This window comes from Streptomyces sp. NPDC037126, assembly GCF_055605965.1.
The window spans coordinates 21755-47264 of record NZ_JBVJTD010000035.1 but is presented as its reverse complement, the minus strand read 5'-3'; the positions used below and the strand labels follow the sequence as shown (position 1 = coordinate 47264).

Here is a 25510-nt window from a genome sequence, read left to right as displayed (position 1 = left end):
CCCCGCACACCCCGTACTGACACCTGTCACACCCGGCCGGCGGCGGCCCACGACGGCCGCCGCCGGCACCGGACAACCGAACGGACGGAAGAGGACCCGATGACGATCCGCGTGATGCTCGTCGACGACCAGGTGCTGCTGCGCACCGGGTTCCGGATGGTGCTCGCCGCCCAGCCGGACATGGAGGTCGTCGCGGAGGCGGGCGACGGCGTCGAGGCCCTCCAGGTGCTGAGCGCCACCGCCGTCGACGTCGTCCTGATGGACGTCCGCATGCCGAAGCTCGACGGTGTCGAGACCACCCGGCGGATCTGCGCGGAGCCGGGTGCGCCCAAGGTGCTGATCCTGACCACGTTCGACCTGGACGAGTACGCCTTCTCCGGGCTGAAGGCGGGCGCCTCCGGTTTCATGCTCAAGGACGTGCCGCCGGGGGAGCTGCTGGCCGCCATCCGCGCCGTGCACAGCGGCGACGCCGTGGTGGCGCCCTCCACCACCCGGCGTCTGCTCGACCGCTTCGCGCCGATGCTGCCGTCCAGCGGCAAGGAGCCCCGGCACAAGGAGCTGGAGCGGCTCACCGACCGTGAGCGCGAGGTGATGGTGCTGGTCGCGCAGGGCCTGTCCAACGGCGAGATCGCGGGGCGGCTGGTGCTGTCCGAGGCGACCGTGAAGACCCACGTGGGCCGCATCCTGACGAAGCTCGGCCTGCGCGACCGCGTGCAGGTGGTGGTCTTGGCCTACGAGACCGGCCTGGTCCGCGCGGGTGGCCAGGGCTGAGACCCCCCGCGCCGGCGGGCACACGGGGCGGCTTCAGCGCAGGACGCCCTCGATGAAGTCGCTGCCCAGCCGGGCCACCGCGGAGAGGTCCAGCTGGTGCTGGACGTACCGGCCGCGGCGGCAGCCGGTGATCAGGCCCGCCTTCCTCAGCACCGCGAGGTGCCGGGATATCTCGGGCGCCGACATGCCGTGCGCGTCGGCCAGTTCGCCCGTGGTGTGCGGGGCGCGCGCCAGGTGCCGGCACAGCCGCATCCGCACCGGGTGGGCCAGCGCCTCCAGGCGGCGCGTGAGCTGGTCGACGGACGGGGCCTGAGGACGGGAGCCGCTCACCGGGTAGGTGATCGAGGGCTGCCAGCCGAACCGGTGCAGGACCATCAGATGCGGCCGGCCGAGACCGGTGGGCACCAGGACCAGCCCGCCGTCGCCCGTCGCGGCGTGGCCCACCAGCAGCTTGTCGACGGTGACGAGCGCGGCCTCCTCGTCCACCGAGACGGCGCCCGAGAGGGACCTGAGCGCTTCGGGGAGGCCCTTGCGGCGCAGCAGTTCCGTCCTGTGCCGGGCGTCCGCGGCGAGCTGGGGCTGGACTCGGGCCCAGGTGTCGGCGAAGAAGGCCTCGTCGCAGTCGAGCATCAGCTCCCGGAACCAGGCCCGGACGACGGGCGGATCCTCCAGCAGCCGGCGCGTGAACCGCTCCTGCACGGCGCCGCGCGCGGCGGCCAGCTCCAGGGAGCGCCGGCGCAGCTCCGGGTCGTCGAGCGGGCCGCGCTCGCGGACGTCGTAGCGCAGCTGGCAGGTGAACTCCAGGGCCGCGTGGACGAACTGCCCGTCCGTCAGTTCGTCGAGCTGGTCCAGTTCCTCGGCGAGCGTGGCGCCCGGCAGCGCGCGCCGGCCCGGGAGCCCGGCGAACGGGGCGAAGACGTCCGAGAACGTCGTGCGCCACAGGAAGTCGGCCTCGCACAGCCGGTCGGCCAGCCGGGCGTCCAGCCGGGCCGAGGCGGCGGTCGCCCAGCCCTGCAGGTCGGGGTGGTGGCCGGGCTCGCTGAGCGCGTGAAGGGCCATCCCCAGCTCCGCCAGTGGCGAGGGCACGACGGAGACCCGCTCCGGCGGGAGCCCGGTGATGTCGATGGTCACGCTCATGCCCTCCATCGTGCACCGGCCCACTGACAGCGCCCCGCGGATTGACGGCAGCCGTCAATCCGCGGGACATCCGTCCGGGGCCGCGAGCAGGGTGAGGGCACCGGGCCGGCCGCGGAGCCCGGTCTCTCACCGAGCCGTCGGTGAGAAGCCCACGCCCCCAGAAGGCCGATCCGTCATGAGCATCACGCAGCAGTACCTCCTCGACAGCCACCGCGCCCGCGTGCACGGCGAGCCGCAGCCGCCCGCGCCGGGCCGTCACGACCTCGCCGCCCTGCGGGAGTTGCGCGACTACCGGCGCTTCCGCGCGGTCGTCGCCGGTCGCCCGGCCCGGGGCCGCCTCCGGCTCGCCCTGGCCCGCCGGCTCCGCACGCGCGCGCTGTAGCCCGGCCGCGTCCGGCGGTCGGGCGCACGAAGCCGCGCGCCTCGGCCGAGCAGGCGCGCGGGAAGCCTCGGGCGCCGGGCTCAGACCTTGCCGGGCGGGTGGCCGTACGGTGCCTCGGGCGCCGGGCTCAGACCTTGCCGGGCAGGCGGTCCACGAAGTGCCGCACGGCGGCGCGGACGTCGTCGGCGGTCCACTCCAGGCCGGCGGCACGGATGACGACCTCCGTGTACGACAGGCCGGGCCCCTGCTCGGTCCAGCCGTTCGAGAAGAGCATCACCGAGGTCTCCTCGGCCTGGCGGACGGCCGCCTCGCCCACCACGTCCGGCTCGTACGGCAGCCAGACCTGGAACTCGTGGGTGTGCGGCACCTCGGGGTGCACGCGCGCCCACGCCACCCCGGCCTCGGCGAGCCCCTCGCGCAGCGCGGCGGCCACCACGCGCGCGTGGCGCACGTACTCGGGCAGCCGGGGCAGCTCCTGGTCGAGCCCGACGAGCGCCGACAGCACCGTCGGGAACTGCTGGAAGATCATCCCGCCGTACCGGTGCCGCCAGGTCTTCGCCTCCTCCATCAGCGTCCTCGGGCCGGCGAGCGCGGCGCCCCCGAAGCCGCCGAGGGACTTGTAGAACGACACGTAGACGCTGTCGGCGAGGCCCGCGATCTCATCGAGGGGCCGCTCGAAGTGCTCCGTGCACTCCCACAGGCGCGCGCCGTCGAAGTGGACCACCGCGTCGCGCTCCCGTGCGGCCTCGACGACCTCGGTCAGTTCCTGCCAGGTGGGCAGCACGAAACCGGCGTCCCTCAGGGGAAGTTCCAGCATCAGCGCCCCGAAGGGCTCCTCGAAGTCGCGTATCTCTGCGGCCGTGGGCAGCCGGGGACCGCTGCCCACCTTCACCGGGCGCAGGCCGCTGACCTGGCTGAAGGCGTTCCGCTCGTGCATCTCGGGATGGGACAGGGCGTGCAGGGCAACCGTCGGGTCGCCGGTGCGGCCCGCCCAGCAGCGCAGAGCCACCTGCTGGGCCATCGTGCCCGTCGGGAAGAACGCGGCGGCCTCCGTGCCGAGCAGGCCCGCGACCCGCTCCTCCAGCGCGGCCACGATCCGGTTGCCGTAGACGTCGGCCGGCTCGTCCAGGTCGTGGACCCCGGGCGCCGCCTCGGTCAGATGCGCCAGGCGTTCGCGGATGGTGCCGCCCCAGCCGGCCCGGGACAGCGTGCGCCGTGCCCGCCGCTGGGCGGCCGCGCGCCGCTCCCGCAGCCCCTCCTGTGCCGACGGTTCCCCGCCCTGTTCGGTCTCGTGCTCCGGGCCCTGCCCAGCCATGTCGGTCATGCCCGGGATGATGCCGTGCCGGGCCCGCGCGCGGCACCGGATATTCCGGGTGGCGCGGCGGCGACGAAGGCGTGGCGTAACCCACAGCCTGTGGACAACCGGTCGGCGCCGGACCGAGATAGCGTTAACATGACGAGAAATCGTCCGGTACCCAGAGCGGACTGGAACGGGAAGGCCGCCGTCGCGTGAGTACAGTCCATCAGCAAGACCTCAGGGACCGCCCCGCGCGGCTCACCGTCGGTGTCGTCGGCGCCGGCCGGGTGGGCCCCGCGCTGGCCGCGTCCCTCCAGCTCGCCGGGCACCGCCCGGTGGCGGTCTCCGGTGTGTCCGACGCCTCCCGGCGCCGTGCCGAGACCATGCTCCCGGACGTGCCGATGGCGCCGCCCGCCGAGGTCCTGGAGCGCGCCGACCTGGTGCTGCTCACCGTTCCCGACGACGTCCTGCCCGGACTGGTCTCCGGGCTCGCCGAGACCGGCGCGGTCCGGCCGGGACAGCTGCTCGTGCACACCTCCGGCCGGTACGGCACGAAGGTCCTCGAACCCGCCCTGCGCGCGGGCGCGCTGCCGCTGGCCCTGCACCCGGCGATGACCTTCACCGGCACCCCGGTGGACGTCCAGCGCCTGGCGGGCTGCTCCTTCGGCGTCACCGCGCCCGAGGAACTGCGGCTCGCCGCCCAGGCCCTGGTGATCGAGATGGGCGGCGAGCCCGAGTGGATCAGCGAGGAGAACCGCCCGCTCTACCACGCGGCCCTCGCCCTGGGCGCCAACCACCTGGTCACGCTGGTCGCGCAGTCCATGGACCTGCTGCGCACGGCCGGCGTCGAGGCCCCCGACCGGATGCTCGGCCCGCTGCTCGGCGCCGCCCTGGACAACGCTCTGCGCTCCGGTGACGCGGCCCTCACCGGGCCCGTCGCGCGCGGGGACGCCGGCACGGTCGCCGCGCACATCGGCGAGCTGCGCAGGCACGCCCCGCAGACCGTCGCGGGCTATCTGGCGATGGCCCGCGCGACGGCCGACCGGGCCCTCGCGCACGGGCTGCTGAAGCCGGAACTCGCGGAGGACCTGCTCGGCGTGCTCGCCGACGGGATCGGCGGCACGAACGGCACCGACGGCACGGAGGGGAAGGACCGATGACCACCGCCCTGCTGAGCACCGCGGAAGAGCTGCACGCGCGCGTACGCCAGGGCCGCCGCGCCGTCGTGATGACCATGGGAGCCCTGCACGAGGGCCACGCCACCCTCGTCCGCGCGGCCCGCGAGATCGCCGGGCCCGACGGCGAGGTCGTCGTCACCGTCTTCGTCAATCCGCTGCAGTTCGGCGCGGGCGAGGACCTGGACCGCTACCCGCGCACCCTGGACGCCGACCTGAAGCTCGCCGAACAGGCGGGCGCCGACGCCCTGTTCGCGCCCTCCGTCGACGAGGTCTATCCGGGCGGCGAACCCCAGGTGCGCATCACGGCGGGCCCCATGGGCGAACGCCTGGAGGGCGCCTCGCGGCCCGGGCACTTCGACGGCATGCTCACCGTCGTCGCCAAGCTGCTGCACCTCACCCGCCCCGACGTGGCCCTCTACGGTCAGAAGGACGCCCAGCAGCTGGCCCTGATCCGGCGCATGGTGCGGGACCTGAACTTCGGTGTCGACATCGTCGCCGTGCCGACCGTGCGCGAGGAGGACGGGCTCGCCCTCTCCAGCCGCAACCGCTACCTCTCGCCCGCCGAGCGTGCCACCGCCCTCGCGCTGTCCCGCGCGCTGTTCGCGGGCCGCGACCGGCACGCCGCGCAGGAGGCGCTGCGCGCGCGGGCGCGCGAAGTGCCCGCCACGCACGCGCGTGCCGAGGCGCTGAGCGCCATAGGGGAGTCCCGCGCGGCGGCCGACGCGCACGCGGTGGCCACCGCGTCCCCCGGCGGCCCGGCGGCCGTACGGGCGGCCGCCCGCCAGGCCCTGGACGAGGCCGCCCGCTTCGAACCGCCGCTGGAACTGGACTACCTCGCGCTCGTCGACCCGTCCGACTTCACGGAGATCGGCGACGGCTTCACCGGCGAGGCCGTCCTCGCCGTCGCCGCCCGGGTCGGCTCGACCCGGCTGATCGACAACCTTCCTCTCACCTTCGGAGCCGCCTCGTGACCAGCACAGGCACCAGTACAGGCATACGACTGCACGCCCCGGCCCCCGGCTGGAGCATCTCGGCGGACGTGGTCGTCGTCGGCTCCGGGGTGGCCGGTCTGACCGCGGCGCTGCGCTGCGAGGCCGCGGGCCTGACGACGGTCGTCGTCACCAAGGCCCGCCTGGACGACGGCTCCACGCGCTGGGCGCAGGGCGGCATCGCCGCCGCCCTGGGCGAGGGCGACACCCCCGAACAGCACCTCGACGACACCCTGGTGGCCGGCGTGGGCCTGTGCGACGAGGAGGCCGTGCGGATCCTCGTCACCGAGGGCCCCGACGCGGTGCGGCGGCTGATCTCCACCGGCGCCCACTTCGACACCGACGACGAGGGCGACATCCACCTCACCCGCGAGGGCGGTCACCACCGCCGGCGGATCGCGCACGCGGGCGGCGACGCGACCGGCGCGGAGGTCTCCCGGGCGCTCGTGGAAGCCGTCCACGCGCGCGGGGTGCGCACCATCGAGAACGCGCTCGTGCTCGACCTGCTCACCGACGCCGAGGGCCGCACCGCCGGCGTCACGCTGCACGTGATGGGCGAGGGCCAGCACGACGGCGTGGGCGCCGTGCACGCCCCCGCGGTGGTCCTCGCGACCGGCGGCATGGGCCAGGTGTTCTCCGCGACCACCAACCCCTCCGTCTCGACCGGCGACGGCGTGGCGCTGGCGCTGCGCGCGGGCGCCGAGGTCAGCGACCTGGAGTTCGTGCAGTTCCACCCCACCGTGCTGTTCCTCGGCGCGGACGCGGAGGGCCAGCAGCCGCTCGTCTCCGAGGCGGTGCGCGGCGAGGGCGCGTACCTGGTCGACGGCGACGGCGTGCGCTTCATGGTCGGGCAGCACGAACTGGCCGAGCTCGCGCCCCGGGACGTCGTCGCCAAGGGCATCATGCGGCGCATGCAGGAGCTGGACGCCGAGCACATGTTCCTCGACGCCCGGCACTTCGGCACCGAGATGTGGGAGAACCGCTTCCCGACCATCCTGGCCGCCTGCCGCGCCAACGGCATCGACCCGGTCACCGAGCCCATCCCGATCGCCCCGGCCGCCCACTACGCCTCCGGCGGCGTCCGTACCGACGCCCGGGGCCGGACGACGGTGCCCGGTCTGTACGCGTGCGGGGAGGTCGCCTGCACCGGCGTGCACGGCGCCAACCGGCTCGCCTCAAACTCGCTCCTCGAAGGCCTCGTCTACGCCGAGCGGATCGCCGTCGACATCGCCGCGGCCCACGCCTCGGACGGCCTCCACGCGCGCGTGCCCGCACCGGTGCCGCACCCGGACAAGCCCGCGCACCCGCTGCTCGCCCCAGAGGCGCGTTTCGCCATCCAGCGGATCATGACCGGGGGCGCCGGCGTCCTGCGCTCGGCGGAGTCTCTGGAGACGGCCGCGGACCAGCTCCAGCGGCTGCACACCGAGGCCCGCGACGCGCTGGCCGAGAACGGCAAGACCGCCGAGCCCGGCGTCGACACCTGGGAGGCCACCAACCTCCTGTGCGTGGGCCGTGTCCTGGTCGCCGCCGCCCGGCTGCGCGAGGAGACCCGCGGCTGCCACTGGCGCGAGGACCACGCCGAGCGCGACGACGCGAACTGGCGGCGGCACATCGTCGTACGGCTCAATCCGGACCGGTCGCTGGCCGTGCGCACGACCGACACCGCAGACTTCCCCCCTATCCGGTAACACCCAGCGCCCAGGAGCAGTGACAGACGTGAGCACCGACGACCTTCCTCTCGCCCCGACCGGCGGCTGCGGCGACGGCTGCGCGTGCGGCGCGGACGGCGACGAGGAGTATCTGGAGTGCGGGCTGGACCCCGCGCTCGCCGAGCTGCTGGCCGCTGCCGGTCTCGACCCGGTCGAGGTCGAGGACATCGCCAACGTCGCCATCCAGGAGGACCTGGCCGGCGGCGTGGACGTGACCACCGTGTCGACGATCCCCGAGGAGGCGGTGGCCACCGCCGACTTCACCGCGCGCGAGGGGGGCGTCGCCGCCGGCCTCCGTGTCGCCGAGGCCGTGCTCTCCGTGGTCTGCACGGACGAGTTCGAGGTCGAGCGGCACGTCGAGGACGGAGACCTCGTCGAGGCCGGGCAGAAGCTGCTGTCGGTCACCACGCGCACGCGCGACCTGCTCACCGCCGAGCGCAGCGCGCTGAACATCCTGTGCCGCCTGTCCGGCATCGCGACCGCCACGCGCGCGTGGGCGGACGCTCTGGAGGGCACCCCCACGCAGGTCCGCGACACCCGCAAGACGACGCCGGGCCTGCGGTCGCTGGAGAAGTTCGCCGTCCGCTGCGGCGGGGGCGTCAACCACCGCATGTCGCTCTCCGACGCGGCCCTGGTCAAGGACAACCACGTGGTCGCCGCCGGTGGCGTGGCGCAGGCCTTCAAGGCCGTACGGGAGTCCTTCCCGGACGTGCCGATCGAGGTCGAGGTCGACACCCTGCACCAGCTGCGCGAGGTGGTCGACGCGGGCGCCGACCTGATCCTGCTGGACAACTTCACGCCCGGTGAGTGCGCGGAGGCCGTGGGCATCGCCGGCGGCCGGGCGCTGCTGGAGGCCTCCGGCCGGCTGACGCTCGACAACGCGCGCGCGTACGCCGAGACCGGCGTGGACTTCCTGGCGGTCGGCGCGCTCACCCACTCCTCGCCGAGCCTGGACATCGGCCTGGACCTGCGCGAGGCGGAGTAACGGCCATGCTGCTCACCATCGACGTCGGCAACACGCACACCGTCCTCGGCCTGTTCGACGGCGAGGACATCGTCGAGCACTGGCGCATCTCCACCGACGCCCGCCGCACGGCCGACGAACTGGCCGTGCTGCTCCAGGGCCTGATGGGCATGCACCCGCTGCTCGGCGACGAGCTGGGGGACGGCATCGACGGCATCGCGATCTGCGCCACCGTCCCGTCGGTCCTGCACGAGCTGCGTGAGGTCACCCGCCGCTACTACGGGGACGTGCCGGCGGTCCTGGTGGAGCCGGGCGTGAAGACGGGCGTGCCGATCCTCACCGACAACCCCAAGGAGGTCGGCGCGGACCGCATCATCAACGCGGTCGCGGCCGTCGACATGTACGGCGGCCCGGCGATCGTCGTGGACTTCGGCACGGCGACCACGTTCGACGCGATCTCCGCGCGCGGGGAGTACGTCGGCGGGGTCATCGCGCCGGGTATCGAGATCTCCGTGGAGGCGCTCGGCGTGAAGGGCGCGCAGCTGCGGAAGATCGAGGTGGCCAGGCCGCGCAGCGTGATCGGCAAGAACACCGTCGAGGCCATGCAGGCGGGCATCGTCTACGGGTTCGCCGGACAAGTCGACGGGGTCGTCAGCCGTATGGCGCGTGAGCTGGCCGACGATCCGGACGACGTGACGGTGATCGCCACGGGCGGGCTCGCGCCGATGGTGCTGGGGGAGTCCTCGGTGATCGACGAGCACCAGCCGTGGCTCACCCTGATCGGGCTGCGCCTGGTGTACGAACGGAACGTGTCGCGGCTGTGACGGTCCGGCGCCCCGCGGGCGCCGACCAGGCCCGTGACCCCGGTCGAGGGAAACCGGCAGCGACACGCGGCGACACAACTTCCCGATTCGTCACTTTTGTCCGATTAGCGGTAGCGTCGCCCGCATGCCCACGCCATACGGATCCCGCGGCGGCATGGCGTTCGGCGTGGAGGAGCTGCGAGTGCTCCGCCGCGCCCTCGCCCTCGCCCTTCACCCCGGCCAGGCGTCCGCCGAGGACGTCAAGGACTGCTTCCGGCTCGCCGAGTCGCTCGACGAGGCGATGTGCGAGGGGGCGAGACTGCGCGCCTTCCTGGTGGCGGATCTCGGCCGGTACCGGGCCGCGCTCCCGGGTACCGCGGCCGGCTATTTCGCCCTGCTGGAGGAGGCGCTGGGCGCCGGGCACCGGCCGACGCCGGACGACCTCGCCGCGCTGCGGGCGCTGCGCGGGAGCGCCGCCGCGGCGGCGCTCCTGGACCGCTGCCAGGCGCTGGCCGAGCAGGATGTGCGGGCGCGTTTCGCCCAGGGCGCGCGCAAGGTCCCGGCGCCCGCCGTACCGCCCGCCCGAACGCGCCTGACGGCCCTTGCGGGCGGCGCGGGCGAGGTCCGGGCGCCGGAGTCCAGGGACGCGGAGAAACCCGCGCAGAAGCCCGCTCCGAAGCCCGGCCCGGCCCCTGCCGAGCGCCCCGCCCCCGAACCGGAGCCCGCCGCGCCGAAACGGCCCGTCCCCACGCCCGGCGAGGTCTTCCCGCGCCGCAAGCCCCCGGCGCCCCCGCGCCAACTCGCGGTCGGCTGACCCCGCATCCCAGGGTCACGACGCGCCCCCACGGCCCCCCGCCCCCCCCCGACCGCGCCCCCCATGGGGCCGACCTCGCCCCGCAAGGGCCCGACCCCGCCCCCATCGGCCGCCCCTCGGCGCCGCCGCGCCGTCCGCCTTCGGCTGCCCCTGGGGACCCGGGCAAGCGATGTTCCCGTCCGCCGCGGGGGCGTCGGCGTGTCGGGCGGTGGGGCTTTCGCGCAGGTCAAGGCGAGTGTGCCGAAGGTCCCTCGACGGGGTGGGGGCGGTTCGCCCACCCCGCCCCTTTCGCCCGTTCCCGCCTGGCTACCCTGGAGGGCATGGACTACGTCTCCGCGCTCGTGCCCCCGGTCGTCATGGCCGTGTTCTTCATCGGTGTGGTCAGGGTGATCGTGAAGACCCAGGGCGGCGCCGCCAAGGCCAAGGAGGATGCGGCCGTCGACGCCGCCCTCGCGCGCGCGGAGAGCGTGGGTCAGGCCCCCGCCGCCGGCGACGCCTGAGCACACGCCTGCCGCTCGACGCCGGACCAGGGCGTACGACTCCCGCACCCCTGCGGTGCCTTCCGAGCCGTACGCCCTTTTTGTTCCTGTTTGTAGCCTTGGCGCACGTCCGGCACGCCATTGTCGGGATCTCCCACTATTGTTCTGAGTTGTGCCTCGCCCATTGGGAGAACTCGAAGACGCGGTCATGACGCGGGTGTGGAAGTGGAACCGCCCGGTGACCGTTCGAGAAGTCCTGGAAGACCTCCAGCAGGAACGCACCATCGCGTACACCACCGTGATGACCGTTTTGGACAATCTCCATCAGAAGGGCTGGGTGCGCCGCGAGGCGGAGGGACGGGCCTATCGATATGAGGCCGTGTCGACGCGCGCCGCGTACGCCGCCGCCCTCATGAACGACGCCTGGTCGCAGAGCGACAACCCGGCCGCCGCTCTCGTCGCCTTCTTCGGGATGATGAGCGAGGAACAGCGCCAGGCCCTCAGGGATGCCGTACGCATCGTCCAGGGACCGGAAACCCAAGAAGCCCCGGAAGCGCCCCAAGCCCCCGAGGCCCGCCCTGGGGAAGCCCCCGAAGAGGGGGAACGGGAAGCCGCACAGGCTCCGCGGGAGGAGAACCCCGGCTCGGCAGAGGGCGCCGCCGGGCGATAGCGTCCGCTCATGTCAGCAGAGCGTCCCGAAGTCTCCGCAAAAGCCCTTACCGTCCGCCGGGCCCGGACCAGCGATGTCCCGGCCGTTCGCGACCTCCTCGACGCCTACGTCCGCGACCGCATCCTGCTCGACAAAGCCACGGTCATGCTTTACGAGGACATCCAGGAGTTCTGGGTCGCGGAACGCGACGACAACGCCGAGGTGGTCGGCTGCGGCGCGCTGCACGTCATGTGGGAGGACCTCGCGGAAGTCCGCACTCTGGCGGTGAAGCCCGGCCTCAAGGGGGCGGGTGTCGGCCATCAGTTGCTGGAGAAGTTGCTGCAGACCGCGCGCTGGCTCGGCGTTCGCCGGGTTTTCTGCCTGACCTTCGAAGTGGACTTCTTCGGGAAGCACGGCTTCGTGGAGATCGGCGAGACACCGGTCGACACCGATGTGTACGCGGAGCTGTTGCGTTCCTATGACGAGGGCGTCGCGGAGTTCCTGGGTCTCGAACGAGTGAAACCGAACACCTTGGGCAACAGCCGGATGCTTCTGCATCTGTGATCGTCATTGCCCAGGTGCCCTATGTCCGAAACGCGCAGCTTTCCGGACGGGGGCCGTCCGCTGTGGGACTCCCAGGGGTTTGTGTTTTTCCGGCAAAAGCGGTTTGCTTTCCGACGTACTGCAGTACTGCATATAACAGGGGCGGCGAAACGGCGGACGCCGCACACCCCTGACCCACAACGTTATCGATGAAAGGAAATCCGGTGGCACAGAAGGTTCAGGTCCTTCTTGTCGACGACCTCGACGGCGGCGAGGCGGACGAGACCGTGACGTTCGCGCTGGACGGCAAGACGTACGAGATCGATCTCACCACTGCCAATGCGGACAAGCTGCGTGGCCTTCTCGACCCTTATGTGAAGGGCGGCCGGCGTACCGGTGGCCGTGCTTCGGGTGGGCGCGGAAAGGCCCGTGCCGCTTCCGGCGGCAACCAGGACACCGCGGCGATCCGCGCCTGGGCGAAGGAGAACGGTTACGAGGTCAACGACCGCGGCCGTGTTCCCGCGTCCATCCGTGAGGCGTACGAGAAGGCCAACGGCTGATTCCCGCACGGCCACGAGATGGCCGGCGGCTGATTCCCACACGGCCCACTACGAGACCGGCGGCCGATTCCGCCGGCGAACGGGCGGCCCGGCACAAGCGCGCCCAAGCCGGACCCGGTGACATCGTGCTGCCACCGTGTCCATCAGTCGTACGAGATCGGGGGCGCTCCCCTCGCGCCCCACGGCCGGCATCGCCGGCAGCGAGGACTCGGCCTCGCGCCCCGGCCCGGGGGGCCGCAGCCACACGGCGGCCCCCTGCAAGGACCCTGCCCGCGCGGGCGGCGTCCCCGGCATGAGCGGGGCCTCGATGGCGCCGCCCGCCCCCAGCGCCCGCAGGTCCAGGGTGACGGCGCCCCACTCCAGCCATTCCAGCAGCCCCGGAAGCTCCTCCGCGCTGCCCGCGGCCACCAGCAGCTCCATCCGGTCGCCCCGAAGCGCCACCGGAGAGCCCGGCGCGAGATGCCGCAGCGCCCCCGCGCCCGCCTCGGCCGGCACGTCCAGGACGTCGAACCGCACCCCTGTGAGCAGGCGCAGCGGCCGTCCGGGCACTGTCGCCCAGCCCAGATCGTTCTCGTACCAGTGCCGGGCCCACGACCGTGGTCCGGACGGTGTGCGGCGGGTCTGTGGCCCGCCCGGATCGACGGACCGGCGGGGAAGGGGGACCGTGGAAGTGGTGGATACCGAGCCAACCATGCCAAGTGCAACCGGCGGGAGGACCCTCAAGTTACGCTGGGTCCGCTGTCGATCGCACAGAGTGCCGGAAAAGGGGGCGCGTGGGGGTACGGGGAGTGCGGGGTTGTTCGCCCATAGCGGAGGGAACCGGTGCACGCGGCATGGAGTGTCAGTGCCTGCGGGTAAGACATGCCTAGTGGGAGGGGGCGACGCGCGGGACAGGCCGTCTCACGTTCGCCATCGGCGTAGCGGCGAGTGGGGTAACTGCCTGGCCTGCGGGAACATCGTCTCGCACCATCGGGTTGGAGCAGATGTCGGCGTTCGGGGTCAGGAGGCCAAGGACGGTGTCGGCAGTTGGAATGAGCGGTCCCCGCTTGCGGGACTAAGCTGCGGAAGGACAGGGAGGGGAAGTTCCCCCCACTGCCTGACCGCTCTGAGGAGCGATTAACGATGTTCGAGAGGTTCACCGACCGCGCGCGGCGGGTTGTCGTCCTGGCTCAGGAAGAAGCCCGGATGCTCAACCACAACTACATCGGCACCGAGCACATCCTCCTGGGTCTCATCCACGAGGGTGAAGGTGTCGCCGCTAAGGCCCTGGAGAGCCTCGGCATTTCGCTTGAGGCGGTCCGCCAGCAGGTGGAGGAGATCATCGGCCAGGGCCAGCAGGCCCCGTCCGGCCACATTCCCTTCACCCCCCGTGCCAAGAAGGTCCTGGAGCTGTCGCTCCGCGAGGCTCTTCAGCTGGGCCACAACTACATCGGCACGGAGCACATCCTGCTCGGCCTGATCCGTGAGGGCGAGGGTGTCGCCGCCCAGGTCCTGGTCAAGCTGGGCGCAGACCTCAACCGGGTGCGGCAGCAGGTCATCCAGCTGCTCTCCGGTTACCAGGGCAAGGAGACCGCCACCGCCGGCGGCCCGGCCGAGGGCACCCCCTCGACCTCGCTCGTCCTGGACCAGTTCGGCCGGAACCTCACCCAGGCCGCCCGCGAGTCCAAGCTCGACCCGGTGATCGGGCGCGAGAAGGAGATCGAGCGGGTCATGCAGGTGCTGTCCCGCCGTACCAAGAACAACCCGGTGCTGATCGGTGAGCCCGGCGTCGGCAAGACCGCCGTCGTCGAGGGCCTCGCCCAGGCCATCGTCAAGGGCGAGGTGCCCGAGACCCTCAAGGACAAGCACCTCTACACCCTGGACCTCGGTGCCCTGGTCGCCGGTTCCCGCTACCGCGGTGACTTCGAGGAGCGCCTGAAGAAGGTCCTCAAGGAGATCCGCACCCGCGGCGACATCATCCTGTTCATCGACGAGCTGCACACGCTGGTCGGTGCGGGTGCCGCCGAGGGCGCCATCGACGCCGCCTCGATCCTGAAGCCGATGCTGGCCCGCGGTGAGCTGCAGACCATCGGCGCCACCACGCTGGACGAGTACCGCAAGCACCTGGAGAAGGACGCGGCCCTGGAGCGCCGCTTCCAGCCCATCCAGGTCGCCGAGCCGTCCCTGCCGCACACGATCGAGATCCTCAAGGGCCTGCGCGACCGGTACGAGGCGCACCACCGCGTCTCGATCACCGACGAGGCTCTGGTCCAGGCCGCCACCCTGGCCGACCGCTACATCTCCGACCGCTTCCTGCCGGACAAGGCGATCGACCTGATCGACGAGGCCGGTTCCCGGATGCGCATCCGCCGGATGACCGCTCCGCCGGACCTGCGCGAGTTCGACGAGAAGATCGCCGCCGTCCGCCGGGACAAGGAGTCCGCGATCGACTCGCAGGACTTCGAGAAGGCCGCCTCCCTGCGCGACAAGGAGAAGCAGCTCCTGGCCGCCAAGGCCAAGCGGGAGAAGGAGTGGAAGGCCGGCGACATGGACGTCGTCGCCGAGGTCGACGGCGAGCTGATCGCCGAGGTCCTCGCCACGGCCACCGGCATCCCGGTCTTCAAGCTGACCGAGGAGGAGTCCAGCCGCCTGCTCCGCATGGAGGAGGAGCTGCACAAGCGGGTCATCGGCCAGGTCGACGCCGTCAAGGCGCTGTCGAAGGCGATCCGCCGTACGCGTGCCGGTCTGAAGGACCCGAAGCGTCCCGGTGGTTCGTTCATCTTCGCCGGCCCGTCCGGTGTCGGTAAGACCGAGCTGTCCAAGGCGCTCGCCGAGTTCCTCTTCGGTGACGAGGACGCGCTGATCTCCCTCGACATGTCGGAGTTCAGCGAGAAGCACACGGTGTCGCGTCTCTTCGGTTCGCCCCCCGGCTACGTGGGCTACGAGGAGGGCGGCCAGCTGACCGAGAAGGTCCGCCGCAAGCCGTTCTCCGTCGTCCTCTTCGACGAGGTCGAGAAGGCGCACCCGGACATCTTCAACTCGCTGCTGCAGATCCTGGAGGACGGTCGCCTGACCGACTCCCAGGGCCGGGTCGTGGACTTCAAGAACACGGTCATCATCATGACGACCAACCTCGGCACCCGGGACATCTCCAAGGGCTTCAACCTGGGCTTCGCGGCCTCGGGTGACACGAAGACCAACTACGAGCGCATGAAGAACAAGGTCCAGGACGAGCTGAAGCAGCACTTCCGGCCCGAGTTCCTCAACCGTGTCGACGACGTGGTCGTCTTCCCGCAGCTGACCCAGCAGGACATCCTGCGGATCGTCGACCTGATGATCAGCAAGGTGGACGAGCGCCTGAAGGACCGGGACATGGGCATCGAGCTCTCCCAGTCCGGCAAGGAGCTGCTGGCGAAGAAGGGTTACGACCCGGTCCTGGGCGCCCGGCCGCTGCGCCGGACGATCCAGCGCGAGGTCGAGGACACGCTCTCGGAGAAGATCCTCTTCGGCGAGCTGCGCCCCGGTCACATCGTGGTCGTGGACACCGAGGGCGAGGGCGAGTCCCAGACCTTCACCTTCCGCGGTGAGGAGAAGTCGGCCCTGCCGGACGTCCCGCCGATCGAGCAGGCGGCCGGTGGAGCGGGTCCGAACCTGAGCAAGGAGGCGTAAGCCTTCGGCGTTCCGACCGAGCCGAAAAGGGGCCGGTGCCTTCGGGCACCGGCCCCTTCGGCATGTCAGCCCACCAGGACGATCTCCACGCCGGGGAAGAGACCGGCGTACACGGAGGCCGAAAGAGCGGAACCGGGCCGGCCGGCCAGGATCAGCTTGCGCAGTCCCGGCAGTCGAGGAACGAAGGGGGACAGGTCCTCATGCCCGGCCATCCCGGAGACCTGCAGCACTTCCAGGCCGGGCAGCTCGGGCGTCAGGTCGAAACACAGCCGCCGCTCCCGGATCACGGCCGCATCCAGAAGTAGCCGGACGAGTTCGGGCAGCTCGGCGACCGCCTCCCAGTCCGTGGCTGTCAATGGTGCCGTCAGCGGTCCGAGGCTCAGCCTGCGCAGCGTCGTCCAGTGCTGCAGCCCGCACAGTCCGGTGCCGTCGGTGCTGTTGCGGCCGAGATGGAGGAATTCCAGCGGCGAACCGACCGGGAGCACATCGGTGAGGTCGAAGGCGTGCAGTTCCTGGTTCACCGAGAGGCGGTGGAGCGAGCGCAGCGAACGCAGTCCGTTCACGGCGATGCCCCCCTCGATGCCGAGGAATTCGAGGGGCAGCGTGGACAGCCGCGCCAGACTCTGCAGCGCCGGGCAGTCCGTCAGCCACAGATGATCGAGCGAGCTGAAGGCGGCGATCTCGCCCACGTCGGCGAGGAGGGGATCGCCACGCAAGGCGAGTGAGGTCACCGCCCCGGGATCGGGTGTGGCGGCCACGATGTCCTCGATCCGGTGCGGCCCTTCGAGGAGGAGGCTCTGCCAGGGGCGCATCAGCGCCATGGTGTCGCGCTGTTCGGCTGTCTCGCAGCTCAGCACGAGGTCGGTCCGCTCCACGTGCTCCAGCACCTCGGTGGCATACACCCCGGCGTCGAACCGGCCCCACGTCCCCACCAGTTGCCGGCGCACGTCCAGGTCCGGGTGGTCACGGAAGCGTCGCAGCACCGCCAGCGCCCCGTCGGGTTCGTCCGAGCCGAGGAGCGAGGCGGTGACCGTCACTCCGTGGGCCTGCGCCGCGGTCAGCCCCTCCGGGCCCGGCAGCAGTTCGAGGACCAGGGGACCGGCCTCGGCCAGTGCGCGTGCGTCGTCCGTCGTGCGCGGCGGGATCAACGCGGCCGCGCGGGCCTCCACCTCCGCCCGGACCGCCGGGTCCAGCGCGGTCGCGTGCTCCAGGCACGCCAGCGCCAGCAGAGTCAGTCGCGGGGTGTCACCCGACAGCAACTGCCGTAGCACGAAGACGCGTTCGCGTGGCCGGGCGTGGGCCACCGCCATGCGTACGACGTCCTCCCACTGGGCGTCGTACGCGTGGCTGAGCAGCACGTCGAGGTGGCCCTCCTCCACCGCGTACCGTGCGCCCAGGTAGTCCTGGAAGGTGCGGTGGACGAAGTCGACGACGCCGTCGGCCGGTTGACGGAGCAGGCCGCTGCGGAGCAGGAGTGCCCGCAGCACCGCTCCCGAGTCCCCCTGCGCCGACGCGACCGCCGGCAGGCACCGCTCCACGATGCCCTCGGCCGTGCCCGCGTCCATCTCCGTACGGCCGCTCAGCACCAGCGCGTACGCCAGCCGCTGCAGCAGCTCCAGCTGCGCCTCCTCGCTCAGCTCGATGTCCATGCCGCGCTCCCGGTCCCGGCGCGCGAGCAGCATCGTGAGGGCGGCGTCGTACAGCTCCTTGCGGCCGGTCGGGAGGTAGCCGCGGCGTTCGCGGTGCAGGGCGCAGACCAGCCCGCACATCAGGGGGTTGGTGGCGAGCCGGGCCAGGTCGCGTTTGGTGCGCAGGGAGTCCAGCAGCGGGCCCTCGTACTCCGGGGCGCGTGCGGCCGCGTGCCAGCGCCCCACGAACGTCGTGACCTCCGAGCGGTGCATCGGCGCCAGGGTCAGTTCGCGGAAGCCTTCCTGGGCCAGCCAGTCGGGGCGTACGGCGGTCGGGCGGGAGGTCAGCAGCCAGCGGTTGCCGGGGTAGGCCTGGAGCAGGGAGCGCAGCCAGTCGCGGGTGCGGTGGCGGTCGGCGGCCGGGATCTCGTCCAGGCCGTCCACCAGGACCAGGCCGCGGCCGGCCGTCAGCACGCGGTCGGTCCAGCCGTCCGGCGGGGTCAGCGGGCAGCTCACCGCCTTGAGGAAGTCGGCCGGGCCAGGGAGGGGGCCCGAGCGGATCAGGGTGCGCAGCGGGAGCACGTAGGGGATGCGGTGGCCGTCCTGGGCCGCCGTCACCGCCAGCCACTGCACCAGCGTCGTCTTGCCGGAGCCGGCGTCACCGCGCAGCAGCACGCGGGAGTCGGTGAGCAGCGCCTCCTCGGCCCGCAGCCGGCCGGTCCCGCCCGTCGGGCGCTCGCCCGGCGCCGGGTCCGGCCGAAGGTCCTCGACCGCGGTCGCCTCCAGGCTCAGATAGGCCACTTCGAGGGGCCAGCGGTCGGGGGAGTCGCGCAGGTCGACGCCGTAGATGGTGATGTGGTTGTGCCGGTCGGCGACGTACGGCAGGTAGCGGCGCTCGAAGGCCGTGTCGGCGGCGCCGGGGCGCGGGGTGCGGGCGATCAGCTCGTCGACCCTGGCGACGAGTTCCGCCTGCGCGCGGCTGTGTTCGACCAGGGTCCGGGCGACGAAGGTGGAGCGCCGGGTGAAGAACTCCAGGATCTGCAGACAGGCCCACTCCGTCGCCGAGTCGAGGAAGAAGGAGGCGTCCGCGGAGAGGCCGTCGGAGGCGGCCGAGCCGTGGTGCAGCTTCTCGGCCAGTTCGCGGTGGCCGAGCCGCACGGCCTGTACGTCGTCCATCTCCAGGTCGCCGAGGGCCAGCAGCCTGCGGGCGAGGGCGCCGGCGACGGCTGCCCGCTCGTCGGCGGGGAACGGGGCCTCCCCCGGGGACTCCACCGACTGCGCCACGATCCGCTCGGCCAGCCGGTGGACGTCCTTCTCGCCCAGAGCCCGCTTCTCGCCCCGGAAGGACACGAGCGCGGACAGCCGGACCGGCTTGTCGACCAGCCCCGCCCCCGGGCCGTCCTGGACGAACAGCTTCTTCACCAGTGGCCCGATCACACTGGAGGCCAGCTTGCTGCCCAGTACCGTCGGCTCCATCCGCCACCCCCGTGGTCGTACGACCGCAGAACACCCTGCGGATGGAGCCTAGCCGGGTGGATCAGGCCGGGGTCACGACAACTGGCCGTTGTAGTCCGGCAGTTTGAACGTCTTGTCGGCGTGGCCGCCGGAGAGGTCGGTGGCGCTGTTGCCGATGTTCGCGATGATCGTGTAGCCCCTGTTCTCGATGTCGACGCGCTGGGCGGTCTTGTACGCGGCGACGTCCTTGAAGAGGTCGAAGAAGCCGCGGACGTAGAGGCCGGAGACGTCGTAGCCGTCGTAGTCGAGGTTCCACTCGGTGGGCGCCTCGATGATGCCCGGGCGGGCGGTGACGAAGAAGAGCGAGACGCCGTGCTCCTGGGCGTACTTGGCGACGTTCAGCACCGGCTTGTTGGCCGGCTGGGGGTAGTGGAAGCCGAAGTCGGTCTCCAGCGTGGTGTTGTCGATGTCGAAGACGATGGCCTGCTTCTCGCCGGGCCGGGCGGCGGCGATGCGGTCCTTCAGGTACGGCAGGGCCTGGTCCATGACTCCCTGGCAGTCCTTCTGCCAGGTCGCGTAGTCGACCTTGGCGGCGGAACTGCTCGTGGTGGCCGTGGCGTCCGCGGCGTGGGCCGGGGCGGCCAGCGCGGCCAGGGCGGCCACGGAGACGGTGGTCACGGATATGCGGCGCGCCCAGGGGCGACTGGTCATCGGTGGGGGTCCTCTCACGTCCAACGCGTGCCGGATATGGCAGGTGCATGATCTGTGGTGAGGGTGGCGCGAGGGGAACCGTAGGGTTACTGAACGGTAGGCGTACAGAGGTGTGCGTCACATTTGTGCCCGGGCCCGCAAGTCGGGCGGTCCTGGGGGAGCGTCGACGTCCCGTACGTCCACGCTCTCCGCGGGTAGGTGAAGGTCCGGCTAGTCCGCCCTGTGGGCGTGCTCGTGGGCCTGGGTGATCAGGCCCAGGGCGACCTCGAGGACGGCGTCGCGCTTCTTCTCGGGGTCGCCCTCCAGGTCCTGCATCACGAACATCCCCGCGTGCAGCGTGAACATCGCGCTGACCGAACGCACCTGGTCGACGAGGTCGGACTCCGGATCGATGAGGATGTCCCGCAGGCCCTTCATCCGGTCCTTGAAGGTGTCGCCGATGCGCAGTTCCCGCACCGTCGCCTGGTTCTCCTGCATGAAGCGGAAGAGCGGTTCGGCGCCGGCGAGGGCCGCGCTGTAGCGCCGCACGATCTCCTGCTTGGTCTCCAGGGTGTGCGGCTGGCTGCGCCCCCACTCGATCAGGTCCTCGATCGGTTTCGTCAGGTCCTCGAAGAGGCTGACGATGATCTCTTCCTTCGTCTTGAAGTGGTAGTACAGAGCCGCCTTCGTGACGTCGAGACGCTCGGCGATCTCGCGCAGGGAGGTCTTCTCGTAGCCCTGCTCCGCGAAGAGTTCGAGCGCGACGTCCTGGATGCGCTGGCGGGTGTTGCCGCGGCGCTGCTGCTTGGTGCCGTCCATGGTGACGTCCATCCTCGTACTCCTCGCGCTCCCGCGGAAACTTGCTTGCCGACCGGCTAGGCCCTCGGTCAAACTTACTTGACGCCCGGCTAGTAGCGGGGCTACCTTACCCAGTGTAGTAACTAGCCGGGCGGCAAGTAAGTAGCTTCCGCAGGGGGAGTGGGAAGAGATGGCGGACACAGTGGAAAGCGCCCAGGAGGGCAAACAACCGAAGAGCGTGCGCGTGGTCCTGCTCGCGCTCATGATCGCGATGATGCTGGCCATGCTCGACAACATGATCGTGGGCACGGCGATGCCGACGATCGTGGGCGAACTGGGCGGCCTGGAACACCTGTCCTGGGTGGTCACCGGCTACACCCTGGCGACTGCGGCCTCGACCCCGATCTGGGGCAAGCTCGGTGACATGTACGGGCGCAAGGGCGCCTTCCTCAGCTCGATCGTGATCTTCCTGGTCGGCTCCGCGCTCAGCGGCATGGCCCAGAACATGGGTGAGCTGATCGGCTTCCGTGCCGTGCAGGGCCTCGGCGCCGGCGGTCTGATGGTCGGCGTCATGGCGATCATCGGCGACCTCGTGCCGCCGCGGGAGCGGGGCAAGTACCAGGGCATGATGGCCGGCGTGATGGCGCTGGCGATGATCGGCGGTCCGCTGGTCGGCGGCACCATCACCGACAACTGGGGCTGGCGCTGGTCCTTCTACATCAACCTGCCGCTCGGCGCGGTCGCCCTGGTGCTGGTCACCGCGGTGCTGCACCTGCCGAAGAAGCGGTCCAAGGCGGGCATCGACTACCTGGGCGTGACGCTGCTGACCGTCGGCATCACCTCGATCGTGCTGGTCACCACCTGGGGCGGCAGCGAGTACGCGTGGACCTCCGCGCGGATCATGGAACTGATCGCCATCGGTGTCGTCGCGCTGGTCGGGTTCGTGTTCTGGCAGACCAGGGCCGCAGATCCGGTGCTGCCGCTGCGCATCTTCCGCAGCCGCAACTTCACCCTGATGTCCGTGATCGGCTTCATCACCGGCTTCGTGATGTTCGGTGCGACGCTGTTCCTGCCGCTGTACCAGCAGTCGGTGCAGGGCGCGTCCGCGACCAACTCCGGTCTGCTGCTGCTGCCGATGCTCGGCGCGATGCTCGTGACCTCCATGGTCGCCGGGCGGGTCACCACCAACACCGGCCGCTACAAGGCCTTCCCGATCGTCGGCGGCGCGCTCATGATCGTCGGCCTGTACCTGCTGTCGCTCATGGACACCGACACGACCCGCTTCACCTCGGGCGTCTACATGGCCGTGCTGGGCCTCGGCATGGGCTGCCTGATGCAGATCACCATGCTGGTGGCGCAGAACAGCGTGGAGATGAAGGACATGGGCGTCGCGTCCTCGTCCACGACGCTGTTCCGTACGCTCGGCTCCTCGTTCGGTGTCGCCATCATGGGCGCGCTGTTCAACAACCGGGTCAAGGACGTCATGTCCGAGCGGGCCGGCGCGCTGGGCAAGGGCATCACCGAGAAGTCCGCGCAGCTGGACGCGAAGAGCCTGGAGAAGCTGCCGGCGGTGGCCCGCGAGGCCTACCAGCACGCGGTGTCCGCCGGTACGCACTCGGCGTTCCTGCTGGGCTCGGTGATCGCGGTGCTGGTCCTGATCGCCTCGCTGTTCGTCAAGGAGGTGCCGCTGAAGGGCGGTCCGCAGAAGGCCCCGGCCGACGGTGCGGACGCGGCTCCGGCGCCGATCGTCGAGGCGGTCTGAGCACTCCCGAGCCGACCTCTCCCCGAACGGGAGCGGTTCCTCGGCCGAGTGGTCCCAAACCGAACAGTCCCTGGACCGAAGGTCCCCGGTGGGTGTCCGCCCCGGGGGCCTTCGCCTTTGCCGGGGCCGCGCCGGCCCGGCTCCTCGGGGACGACTGTCAGTGCCGCGTGCCACCATCGGCCCCATGGAGAAGATCCGCCGTCTGCGGCTGGCCAAGGACGCCATGGACCGGGACTGGGCCGACCCCGGGCTCGACCTGGACGCGGTGGCCGCGTGCGCCGGGTACTCGCGGTACCACTTCCTGCGCGCCTTCAAGGACGTCTACGGCGAGACGCCCGGCCGGTACCTCACCCACCGGCGGATCGAGCGGGCCGAGGAGATGCTGCGCAGCGCCGATCTCACGGTGACCGAGATCTGCACCCTCGTCGGCTTCAGCAGCCTCGGCACCTTCTCCGCCCGCTTCAAGGCCCGCACCGGACTCGCCCCGAGCGAGTACCGGGCGAAGCACGTGCGCCGCGGAGCCTCCCTCATACCCGGTTGCTACGCCATGCTCTGGGCGGGCGGCTTCAGGACCGCAACATTCGAGAAGCGGGCCGGGGCAAGCCCTGCCTACGGTGACGAACGGGAATCCCTCCCACCCCACGACGCCGCCGACAGGAGAGCAGAGCCATGATCAAGGGACTCGCCATCACCACCGTCTGGGTCCTCGACCAGGACCGGGCCAAGGAGTTCTACACCGAGAAGCTGGGCCTGGAGGTCCGTACGGACATGACCATGGGGGAGGGTGGAATGCGCTGGCTGACCGTTGGCGCGCCCGACCAGCCCGGCGTCGAGCTGACGCTCATGGTGCCGGGGCCGCCCGCGATGGACGCCGAGTCCGCGGAGATGATGAAGAAGCTCGTCGCCAAGGGGGCGCTCGGCGCCGGGGTACTGGCCACCGACGACATCCACGGCGACTACAAGCGGCTCAAGGAGCGCGGGGTGGAGTTCCTCCAGGAGCCGCAGGAGCGCCCCTACGGCACGGAGGCGCTGTTCCGCGACGACTCCGGCAACTGGTTCTCCTTCACCCAGCGGCGCGAGGGCGACCTGGACATGGACAAGGACTGGGCCTGAGCGGACGGCGTCCCGGGCGCCGGCCCCGGCCCCGGCCGGTGGGCGCCCTCGGCCCGTGCCGCCCGGCTCAGGGCAGCATCGGGTAGCTGCCGGTGGCGGTCGGGGCGTGCTCCGGGAGCCACAGCACGGCCACCGCGCCCTCGGCCGGGATGTGCTCGGGGACGCCGACGGGGCGGACGTTGCGGAAGGTCAGGCGGGCGCCGAGCACACGGGCCTGGCCGGCCGCGATGGTCAGGCCCAGGCCGTGGCCCTGGCCGGCACGGTCCATGCTGCCGGTACGGAAGCGGCTCGGGCCCTCGGCGAGCAGTTCCTCGGGGAAGCCGGGGCCGTGGTCGCGGACCCGGATGACCCGGCCCTCCACGGTCACCTCGATCGGCGGCCGGCCGTGCCGGGCGGCGTTGGCGAGCAGGTTGAACAGCACCCGCTCCAGCCGCCGGGGGTCGGTGGTGACCTCCGACTCGTGCACCACCCGTACGAGCACGTCCGGGTCCTTGACGGCGACCCGGCGGGCGACGAACTCGCCCAGCATGATGTCCTGCAGCTCCGCCCGCTCCGAGGCGCCGTCCAGACGGGCCACCTCCAGCACGTCCTCGACCAGCGTCCGCATCGCCTTGGCCCGGTCCAGGACCAGCTCGGTGGGCCGGCCCGGCGGCAGGAGCTCGGCGGCCGTCAGCAGACCGGTCACCGGGGTACGCAGCTCGTGCGCGATGTCGGCGGTCACCCGCCGCTCGGCCTCCAGGCGCTGCTGGAGCGCGTCCGCCATGGCGTCCACGGCGCGCGCGAGATCGTCGGTCTCGTCCCGTACGACACCGCCGATGGCGTCCCGCACCCGGACGTCGGTCTCGCCGTTGGCGACCTGGTTGGCGGCGGCCGCTGCCTTGCGCAGCCGCCCGGACAGCTGCCCGCCGATCAGCACGCCGAGCGCGCTGCCGACGAAGACGACCGCGATGGAGCCGATGACCAGGGCCTGGTCGAGGTCCTTCATCACGTCCATGGAGCGGTCGGGCAGGCGGCTGTGCAGGGACAGCACATGCCCGTCCTTGGCCGGTACGGCCGCCCAGATGTCCGGCGGCCCCCCGCCGCGGTCCGAGACGTCGCTGGCCCGGCGGCCGTCCTCGACCTTCTCCCGGATCGCGCGCGGCAGCCCGGGGTCGTCGATCTTGATGTCGGGAAAGTTCGAGCGCCGGTACCGCTCGTAGTAACCCTGGGCGAGCTGCACCCGCTCGTTGGCGAGGTCGCGTGCGTTGTCCAGCATCGAGACCCGGGCCGCGTTGTGCACGACCAGGCTCAGCGCGATCGCCACGAGCCCGGCCACCAGCGCGATCGCCGCGCTGAGCTTCCATCTGAGCCCGGTGTGCAGGCCCACGCGCTCCATGCGCCGGGCCGGGTGCCGAAAGATCCCCCGCATGCCGCCCCGCTCAGGCCTTCAACTTGTAGCCGAAGCCGCGGACCGTCTCGATCCGGTCCTGGCCGATCTTCTGCCGCAGCCGCTGCACATGCACGTCGACGACCCGGGTGTCCCCGCCCCAGCCGTAGTCCCACACGCGCTCCAGCAGCTTGTCACGGGAGAGCACGGTGCCCGGCGCGGAGGAGAACTCGAGGAGCAGCCGCATCTCGGTCGGGGTGAGTGCCACCGGCTGCCCGGCCCGGTGCACCTCCATGCCCTCGGTGTCGACCTCCAGGTCGCCGAAGGTCAGGGTGCCGCCGTTCACCCCGGACGGCGTCTCGTCCGGGTGGGCGGACCCGCCGGCGTGCCCGAAGCGGCGCAGCACCGCCCGGATCCGGGCGACCAGCACCGCACCGTCGAACGGCTTGGTCACATAGTCGTCGGCGCCCGCTTCCAGGCCGAGGACGACGTCGATGGAGTCGGCGCGCGCCGACAGCATGATCACCGGCACGGTCGACTCGTCCCGGATCCGGCGGCACAGACTGACCCCGTCCAGGCCCGGCACCATCACGTCCAGCAGCGCGATGTCCGGCCGGTCCGCCCGGAACGCCTCCAGGCCCGAGAGGCCGTCGGGCATGGCGGTGACCGCGAAGCCGTCCCGCTCCAGCGCGAGCTGGGTGGCCTCGCGGATGACGTCGTCGTCCTCGACGAACAGGACGTGGGTCTGGTCTGCCATCCCGGTGCTCTCTGTCCT

At 71.7% G+C, this 25510-nt stretch carries 24 protein-coding genes; 16 read left to right on the top strand and 8 right to left on the bottom strand.

Features of this window, described 5'->3' with window-relative positions:
* Positions 1 to 99 precede the first annotated feature (99 nt).
* Positions 100 to 771: a response regulator gene (locus ACZ7FF_RS40690; protein ID WP_470819256.1), complete on the top strand. Its 672-nt coding sequence runs from the start codon at positions 100 to 102 to the stop codon at positions 769 to 771.
* A 33-nt stretch (positions 772 to 804) separates the two neighbouring features.
* On the opposite strand, the gene ACZ7FF_RS40685 is transcribed toward ACZ7FF_RS40690, so the two are convergent.
* Positions 805 to 1908 (bottom strand): DUF5937 family protein, encoded by a 1104-nt coding sequence (locus tag ACZ7FF_RS40685; RefSeq protein ID WP_470819254.1) that lies wholly within the window; start codon positions 1906 to 1908, stop codon positions 805 to 807.
* Positions 1909 to 2083: 175 nt separating this feature from the next.
* Here ACZ7FF_RS40685 and ACZ7FF_RS40680 point away from each other — a divergent pair, with 175 nt between their 5' ends.
* Positions 2084 to 2290, top strand: coding sequence for a hypothetical protein (locus tag ACZ7FF_RS40680; protein WP_470819253.1), 207 nt, complete (start codon positions 2084 to 2086; stop codon positions 2288 to 2290).
* A gap of 127 nt (positions 2291 to 2417) precedes the next feature.
* On the opposite strand, the gene ACZ7FF_RS40675 is transcribed toward ACZ7FF_RS40680, so the two are convergent.
* Positions 2418 to 3614: a threonine aldolase family protein gene (locus ACZ7FF_RS40675; protein ID WP_470819251.1), complete on the bottom strand. Its 1197-nt coding sequence runs from the start codon at positions 3612 to 3614 to the stop codon at positions 2418 to 2420.
* Positions 3615 to 3799: 185 nt separating this feature from the next.
* Between ACZ7FF_RS40675 and ACZ7FF_RS40670 the strand changes: the two genes are divergently transcribed.
* The 10 genes from ACZ7FF_RS40670 to ACZ7FF_RS40625 all read left to right on the top strand — a co-directional run bounded on the left by ACZ7FF_RS40670 (position 3800) and on the right by ACZ7FF_RS40625 (position 12275).
* Complete coding sequence (locus ACZ7FF_RS40670; RefSeq protein WP_470819249.1) at positions 3800 to 4747, top strand: Rossmann-like and DUF2520 domain-containing protein; 948 nt, start codon at positions 3800 to 3802, stop codon at positions 4745 to 4747.
* Positions 4744 to 5736, top strand: a complete 993-nt coding sequence (gene panC / locus ACZ7FF_RS40665) for a pantoate--beta-alanine ligase (RefSeq protein WP_470819247.1) — start codon at positions 4744 to 4746, stop codon at positions 5734 to 5736. The genes ACZ7FF_RS40670 and panC overlap by 4 nt, the downstream gene beginning before the upstream one ends.
* Positions 5733 to 7442, top strand: coding sequence for an L-aspartate oxidase (locus tag ACZ7FF_RS40660; protein ID WP_470819245.1), 1710 nt, complete (start codon positions 5733 to 5735; stop codon positions 7440 to 7442). The genes panC and ACZ7FF_RS40660 overlap by 4 nt, the downstream gene beginning before the upstream one ends.
* 28 nt (positions 7443 to 7470) lie before the next feature.
* The gene (nadC, locus tag ACZ7FF_RS40655) at positions 7471 to 8448 is read left to right on the top strand and encodes a carboxylating nicotinate-nucleotide diphosphorylase (RefSeq protein WP_470819243.1); all 978 of its coding nucleotides are present in this window, start codon (positions 7471 to 7473) and stop codon (positions 8446 to 8448) included.
* Positions 8449 to 8453: 5 nt separating this feature from the next.
* Positions 8454 to 9251: a type III pantothenate kinase gene (locus ACZ7FF_RS40650; RefSeq protein ID WP_470819241.1), complete on the top strand. Its 798-nt coding sequence runs from the start codon at positions 8454 to 8456 to the stop codon at positions 9249 to 9251.
* 154 nt (positions 9252 to 9405) lie between these two features.
* Complete coding sequence (locus ACZ7FF_RS40645) at positions 9406 to 10044, top strand: hypothetical protein (RefSeq protein WP_470819270.1); 639 nt, start codon at positions 9406 to 9408, stop codon at positions 10042 to 10044.
* Positions 10045 to 10364: 320 nt separating this feature from the next.
* Positions 10365 to 10544 carry a hypothetical protein gene (locus ACZ7FF_RS40640; RefSeq protein ID WP_470819239.1) on the top strand — a complete coding sequence of 60 codons (180 nt, stop codon included), beginning with the start codon at positions 10365 to 10367 and terminating at the stop codon, positions 10542 to 10544.
* 187 nt (positions 10545 to 10731) lie between these two features.
* Positions 10732 to 11193 carry a BlaI/MecI/CopY family transcriptional regulator gene (locus ACZ7FF_RS40635; protein ID WP_470819237.1) on the top strand — a complete coding sequence of 154 codons (462 nt, stop codon included), beginning with the start codon at positions 10732 to 10734 and terminating at the stop codon, positions 11191 to 11193.
* Between the two features lie 9 nt (positions 11194 to 11202).
* Entirely contained in the window at positions 11203 to 11736 is a 534-nt protein-coding gene (locus tag ACZ7FF_RS40630; RefSeq protein WP_470819235.1) for an amino-acid N-acetyltransferase, read from the top strand.
* A gap of 203 nt (positions 11737 to 11939) precedes the next feature.
* Positions 11940 to 12275 carry a histone-like nucleoid-structuring protein Lsr2 gene (locus tag ACZ7FF_RS40625; protein WP_030751806.1) on the top strand — a complete coding sequence of 112 codons (336 nt, stop codon included), beginning with the start codon at positions 11940 to 11942 and terminating at the stop codon, positions 12273 to 12275.
* Between the two features lie 48 nt (positions 12276 to 12323).
* Here the strand turns inward: ACZ7FF_RS40625 and ACZ7FF_RS40620 are convergent, their stop codons facing one another.
* Complete coding sequence (locus ACZ7FF_RS40620) at positions 12324 to 12968, bottom strand: SCO3374 family protein (RefSeq protein ID WP_470819232.1); 645 nt, start codon at positions 12966 to 12968, stop codon at positions 12324 to 12326.
* 429 nt (positions 12969 to 13397) lie between these two features.
* On the opposite strand from ACZ7FF_RS40620, the gene ACZ7FF_RS40615 reads away from it, so the two are divergent.
* Positions 13398 to 15923, top strand: coding sequence for an ATP-dependent Clp protease ATP-binding subunit (locus tag ACZ7FF_RS40615; RefSeq protein WP_470819230.1), 2526 nt, complete (start codon positions 13398 to 13400; stop codon positions 15921 to 15923).
* Positions 15924 to 15988: 65 nt separating this feature from the next.
* Here the strand turns inward: ACZ7FF_RS40615 and ACZ7FF_RS40610 are convergent, their stop codons facing one another.
* The 3 genes from ACZ7FF_RS40610 to ACZ7FF_RS40600 form a co-directional block, all read right to left on the bottom strand.
* Entirely contained in the window at positions 15989 to 19027 is a 3039-nt protein-coding gene (locus tag ACZ7FF_RS40610; RefSeq protein WP_470819227.1) for an NACHT domain-containing protein, read from the bottom strand.
* 72 nt (positions 19028 to 19099) lie between these two features.
* The gene (locus ACZ7FF_RS40605; protein ID WP_470819225.1) at positions 19100 to 19717 is read right to left on the bottom strand and encodes an HAD family acid phosphatase; all 618 of its coding nucleotides are present in this window, start codon (positions 19715 to 19717) and stop codon (positions 19100 to 19102) included.
* A gap of 210 nt (positions 19718 to 19927) precedes the next feature.
* Positions 19928 to 20527: a TetR/AcrR family transcriptional regulator gene (locus ACZ7FF_RS40600; RefSeq protein WP_470819223.1), complete on the bottom strand. Its 600-nt coding sequence runs from the start codon at positions 20525 to 20527 to the stop codon at positions 19928 to 19930.
* Between the two features lie 157 nt (positions 20528 to 20684).
* Between ACZ7FF_RS40600 and ACZ7FF_RS40595 the strand changes: the two genes are divergently transcribed.
* The 3 genes from ACZ7FF_RS40595 to ACZ7FF_RS40585 all read left to right on the top strand — a co-directional run bounded on the left by ACZ7FF_RS40595 (position 20685) and on the right by ACZ7FF_RS40585 (position 23369).
* Positions 20685 to 22256, top strand: coding sequence for an MDR family MFS transporter (locus ACZ7FF_RS40595; protein ID WP_470819222.1), 1572 nt, complete (start codon positions 20685 to 20687; stop codon positions 22254 to 22256).
* Positions 22257 to 22440: 184 nt separating this feature from the next.
* Positions 22441 to 22929 carry a helix-turn-helix transcriptional regulator gene (locus ACZ7FF_RS40590; protein WP_470819220.1) on the top strand — a complete coding sequence of 163 codons (489 nt, stop codon included), beginning with the start codon at positions 22441 to 22443 and terminating at the stop codon, positions 22927 to 22929.
* Positions 22926 to 23369, top strand: coding sequence for a VOC family protein (locus tag ACZ7FF_RS40585; RefSeq protein WP_470819218.1), 444 nt, complete (start codon positions 22926 to 22928; stop codon positions 23367 to 23369). Before ACZ7FF_RS40590 ends, ACZ7FF_RS40585 begins: the two co-directional genes overlap by 4 nt.
* A 67-nt stretch (positions 23370 to 23436) precedes the next feature.
* On the opposite strand, the gene cseC is transcribed toward ACZ7FF_RS40585, so the two are convergent.
* Both cseC and cseB read right to left on the bottom strand, forming a co-directional pair.
* On the bottom strand, positions 23437 to 24777 hold the full coding sequence (gene cseC / locus ACZ7FF_RS40580; RefSeq protein WP_470819216.1) for a two-component system sensor histidine kinase CseC: 1341 nt from the start codon (positions 24775 to 24777) through the stop codon (positions 23437 to 23439).
* Between the two features lie 10 nt (positions 24778 to 24787).
* On the bottom strand, positions 24788 to 25492 hold the full coding sequence (gene cseB / locus ACZ7FF_RS40575; protein ID WP_470819214.1) for a two-component system response regulator CseB: 705 nt from the start codon (positions 25490 to 25492) through the stop codon (positions 24788 to 24790).
* Positions 25493 to 25510: the final 18 nt, after the last annotated feature.

Bases quoted from the DNA above. Each gene is read 5' to 3' on its own strand.
- ACZ7FF_RS40690 (WP_470819256.1), top strand. From the start codon at position 100: ATGACGATCCGCGTGATGCTCGTCGACGACCAGGTGCTGCTGCGCACC.
- ACZ7FF_RS40685 (WP_470819254.1), bottom strand. From the start codon at position 1,908: ATGAGCGTGACCATCGACATCACCGGGCTCCCGCCGGAGCGGGTCTCC.
- ACZ7FF_RS40680 (WP_470819253.1), top strand. From the start codon at position 2,084: ATGAGCATCACGCAGCAGTACCTCCTCGACAGCCACCGCGCCCGCGTG.
- ACZ7FF_RS40675 (WP_470819251.1), bottom strand. From the start codon at position 3,614: ATGACCGACATGGCTGGGCAGGGCCCGGAGCACGAGACCGAACAGGGC.
- panC (WP_470819247.1), top strand. From the start codon at position 4,744: ATGACCACCGCCCTGCTGAGCACCGCGGAAGAGCTGCACGCGCGCGTA.
- ACZ7FF_RS40650 (WP_470819241.1), top strand. From the start codon at position 8,454: ATGCTGCTCACCATCGACGTCGGCAACACGCACACCGTCCTCGGCCTG.
- ACZ7FF_RS40645 (WP_470819270.1), top strand. From the start codon at position 9,406: ATGGCGTTCGGCGTGGAGGAGCTGCGAGTGCTCCGCCGCGCCCTCGCC.
- ACZ7FF_RS40640 (WP_470819239.1), top strand. From the start codon at position 10,365: ATGGACTACGTCTCCGCGCTCGTGCCCCCGGTCGTCATGGCCGTGTTC.
- ACZ7FF_RS40635 (WP_470819237.1), top strand. From the start codon at position 10,732: ATGACGCGGGTGTGGAAGTGGAACCGCCCGGTGACCGTTCGAGAAGTC.
- ACZ7FF_RS40630 (WP_470819235.1), top strand. From the start codon at position 11,203: ATGTCAGCAGAGCGTCCCGAAGTCTCCGCAAAAGCCCTTACCGTCCGC.
- ACZ7FF_RS40620 (WP_470819232.1), bottom strand. From the start codon at position 12,968: ATGGTTGGCTCGGTATCCACCACTTCCACGGTCCCCCTTCCCCGCCGG.
- ACZ7FF_RS40615 (WP_470819230.1), top strand. From the start codon at position 13,398: ATGTTCGAGAGGTTCACCGACCGCGCGCGGCGGGTTGTCGTCCTGGCT.
- ACZ7FF_RS40610 (WP_470819227.1), bottom strand. From the start codon at position 19,027: ATGGAGCCGACGGTACTGGGCAGCAAGCTGGCCTCCAGTGTGATCGGG.
- ACZ7FF_RS40605 (WP_470819225.1), bottom strand. From the start codon at position 19,717: ATGACCAGTCGCCCCTGGGCGCGCCGCATATCCGTGACCACCGTCTCC.
- ACZ7FF_RS40600 (WP_470819223.1), bottom strand. From the start codon at position 20,527: ATGGACGTCACCATGGACGGCACCAAGCAGCAGCGCCGCGGCAACACC.
- ACZ7FF_RS40595 (WP_470819222.1), top strand. From the start codon at position 20,685: ATGGCGGACACAGTGGAAAGCGCCCAGGAGGGCAAACAACCGAAGAGC.
- ACZ7FF_RS40590 (WP_470819220.1), top strand. From the start codon at position 22,441: ATGGAGAAGATCCGCCGTCTGCGGCTGGCCAAGGACGCCATGGACCGG.
- ACZ7FF_RS40585 (WP_470819218.1), top strand. From the start codon at position 22,926: ATGATCAAGGGACTCGCCATCACCACCGTCTGGGTCCTCGACCAGGAC.
- cseC (WP_470819216.1), bottom strand. From the start codon at position 24,777: ATGCGGGGGATCTTTCGGCACCCGGCCCGGCGCATGGAGCGCGTGGGC.
- cseB (WP_470819214.1), bottom strand. From the start codon at position 25,492: ATGGCAGACCAGACCCACGTCCTGTTCGTCGAGGACGACGACGTCATC.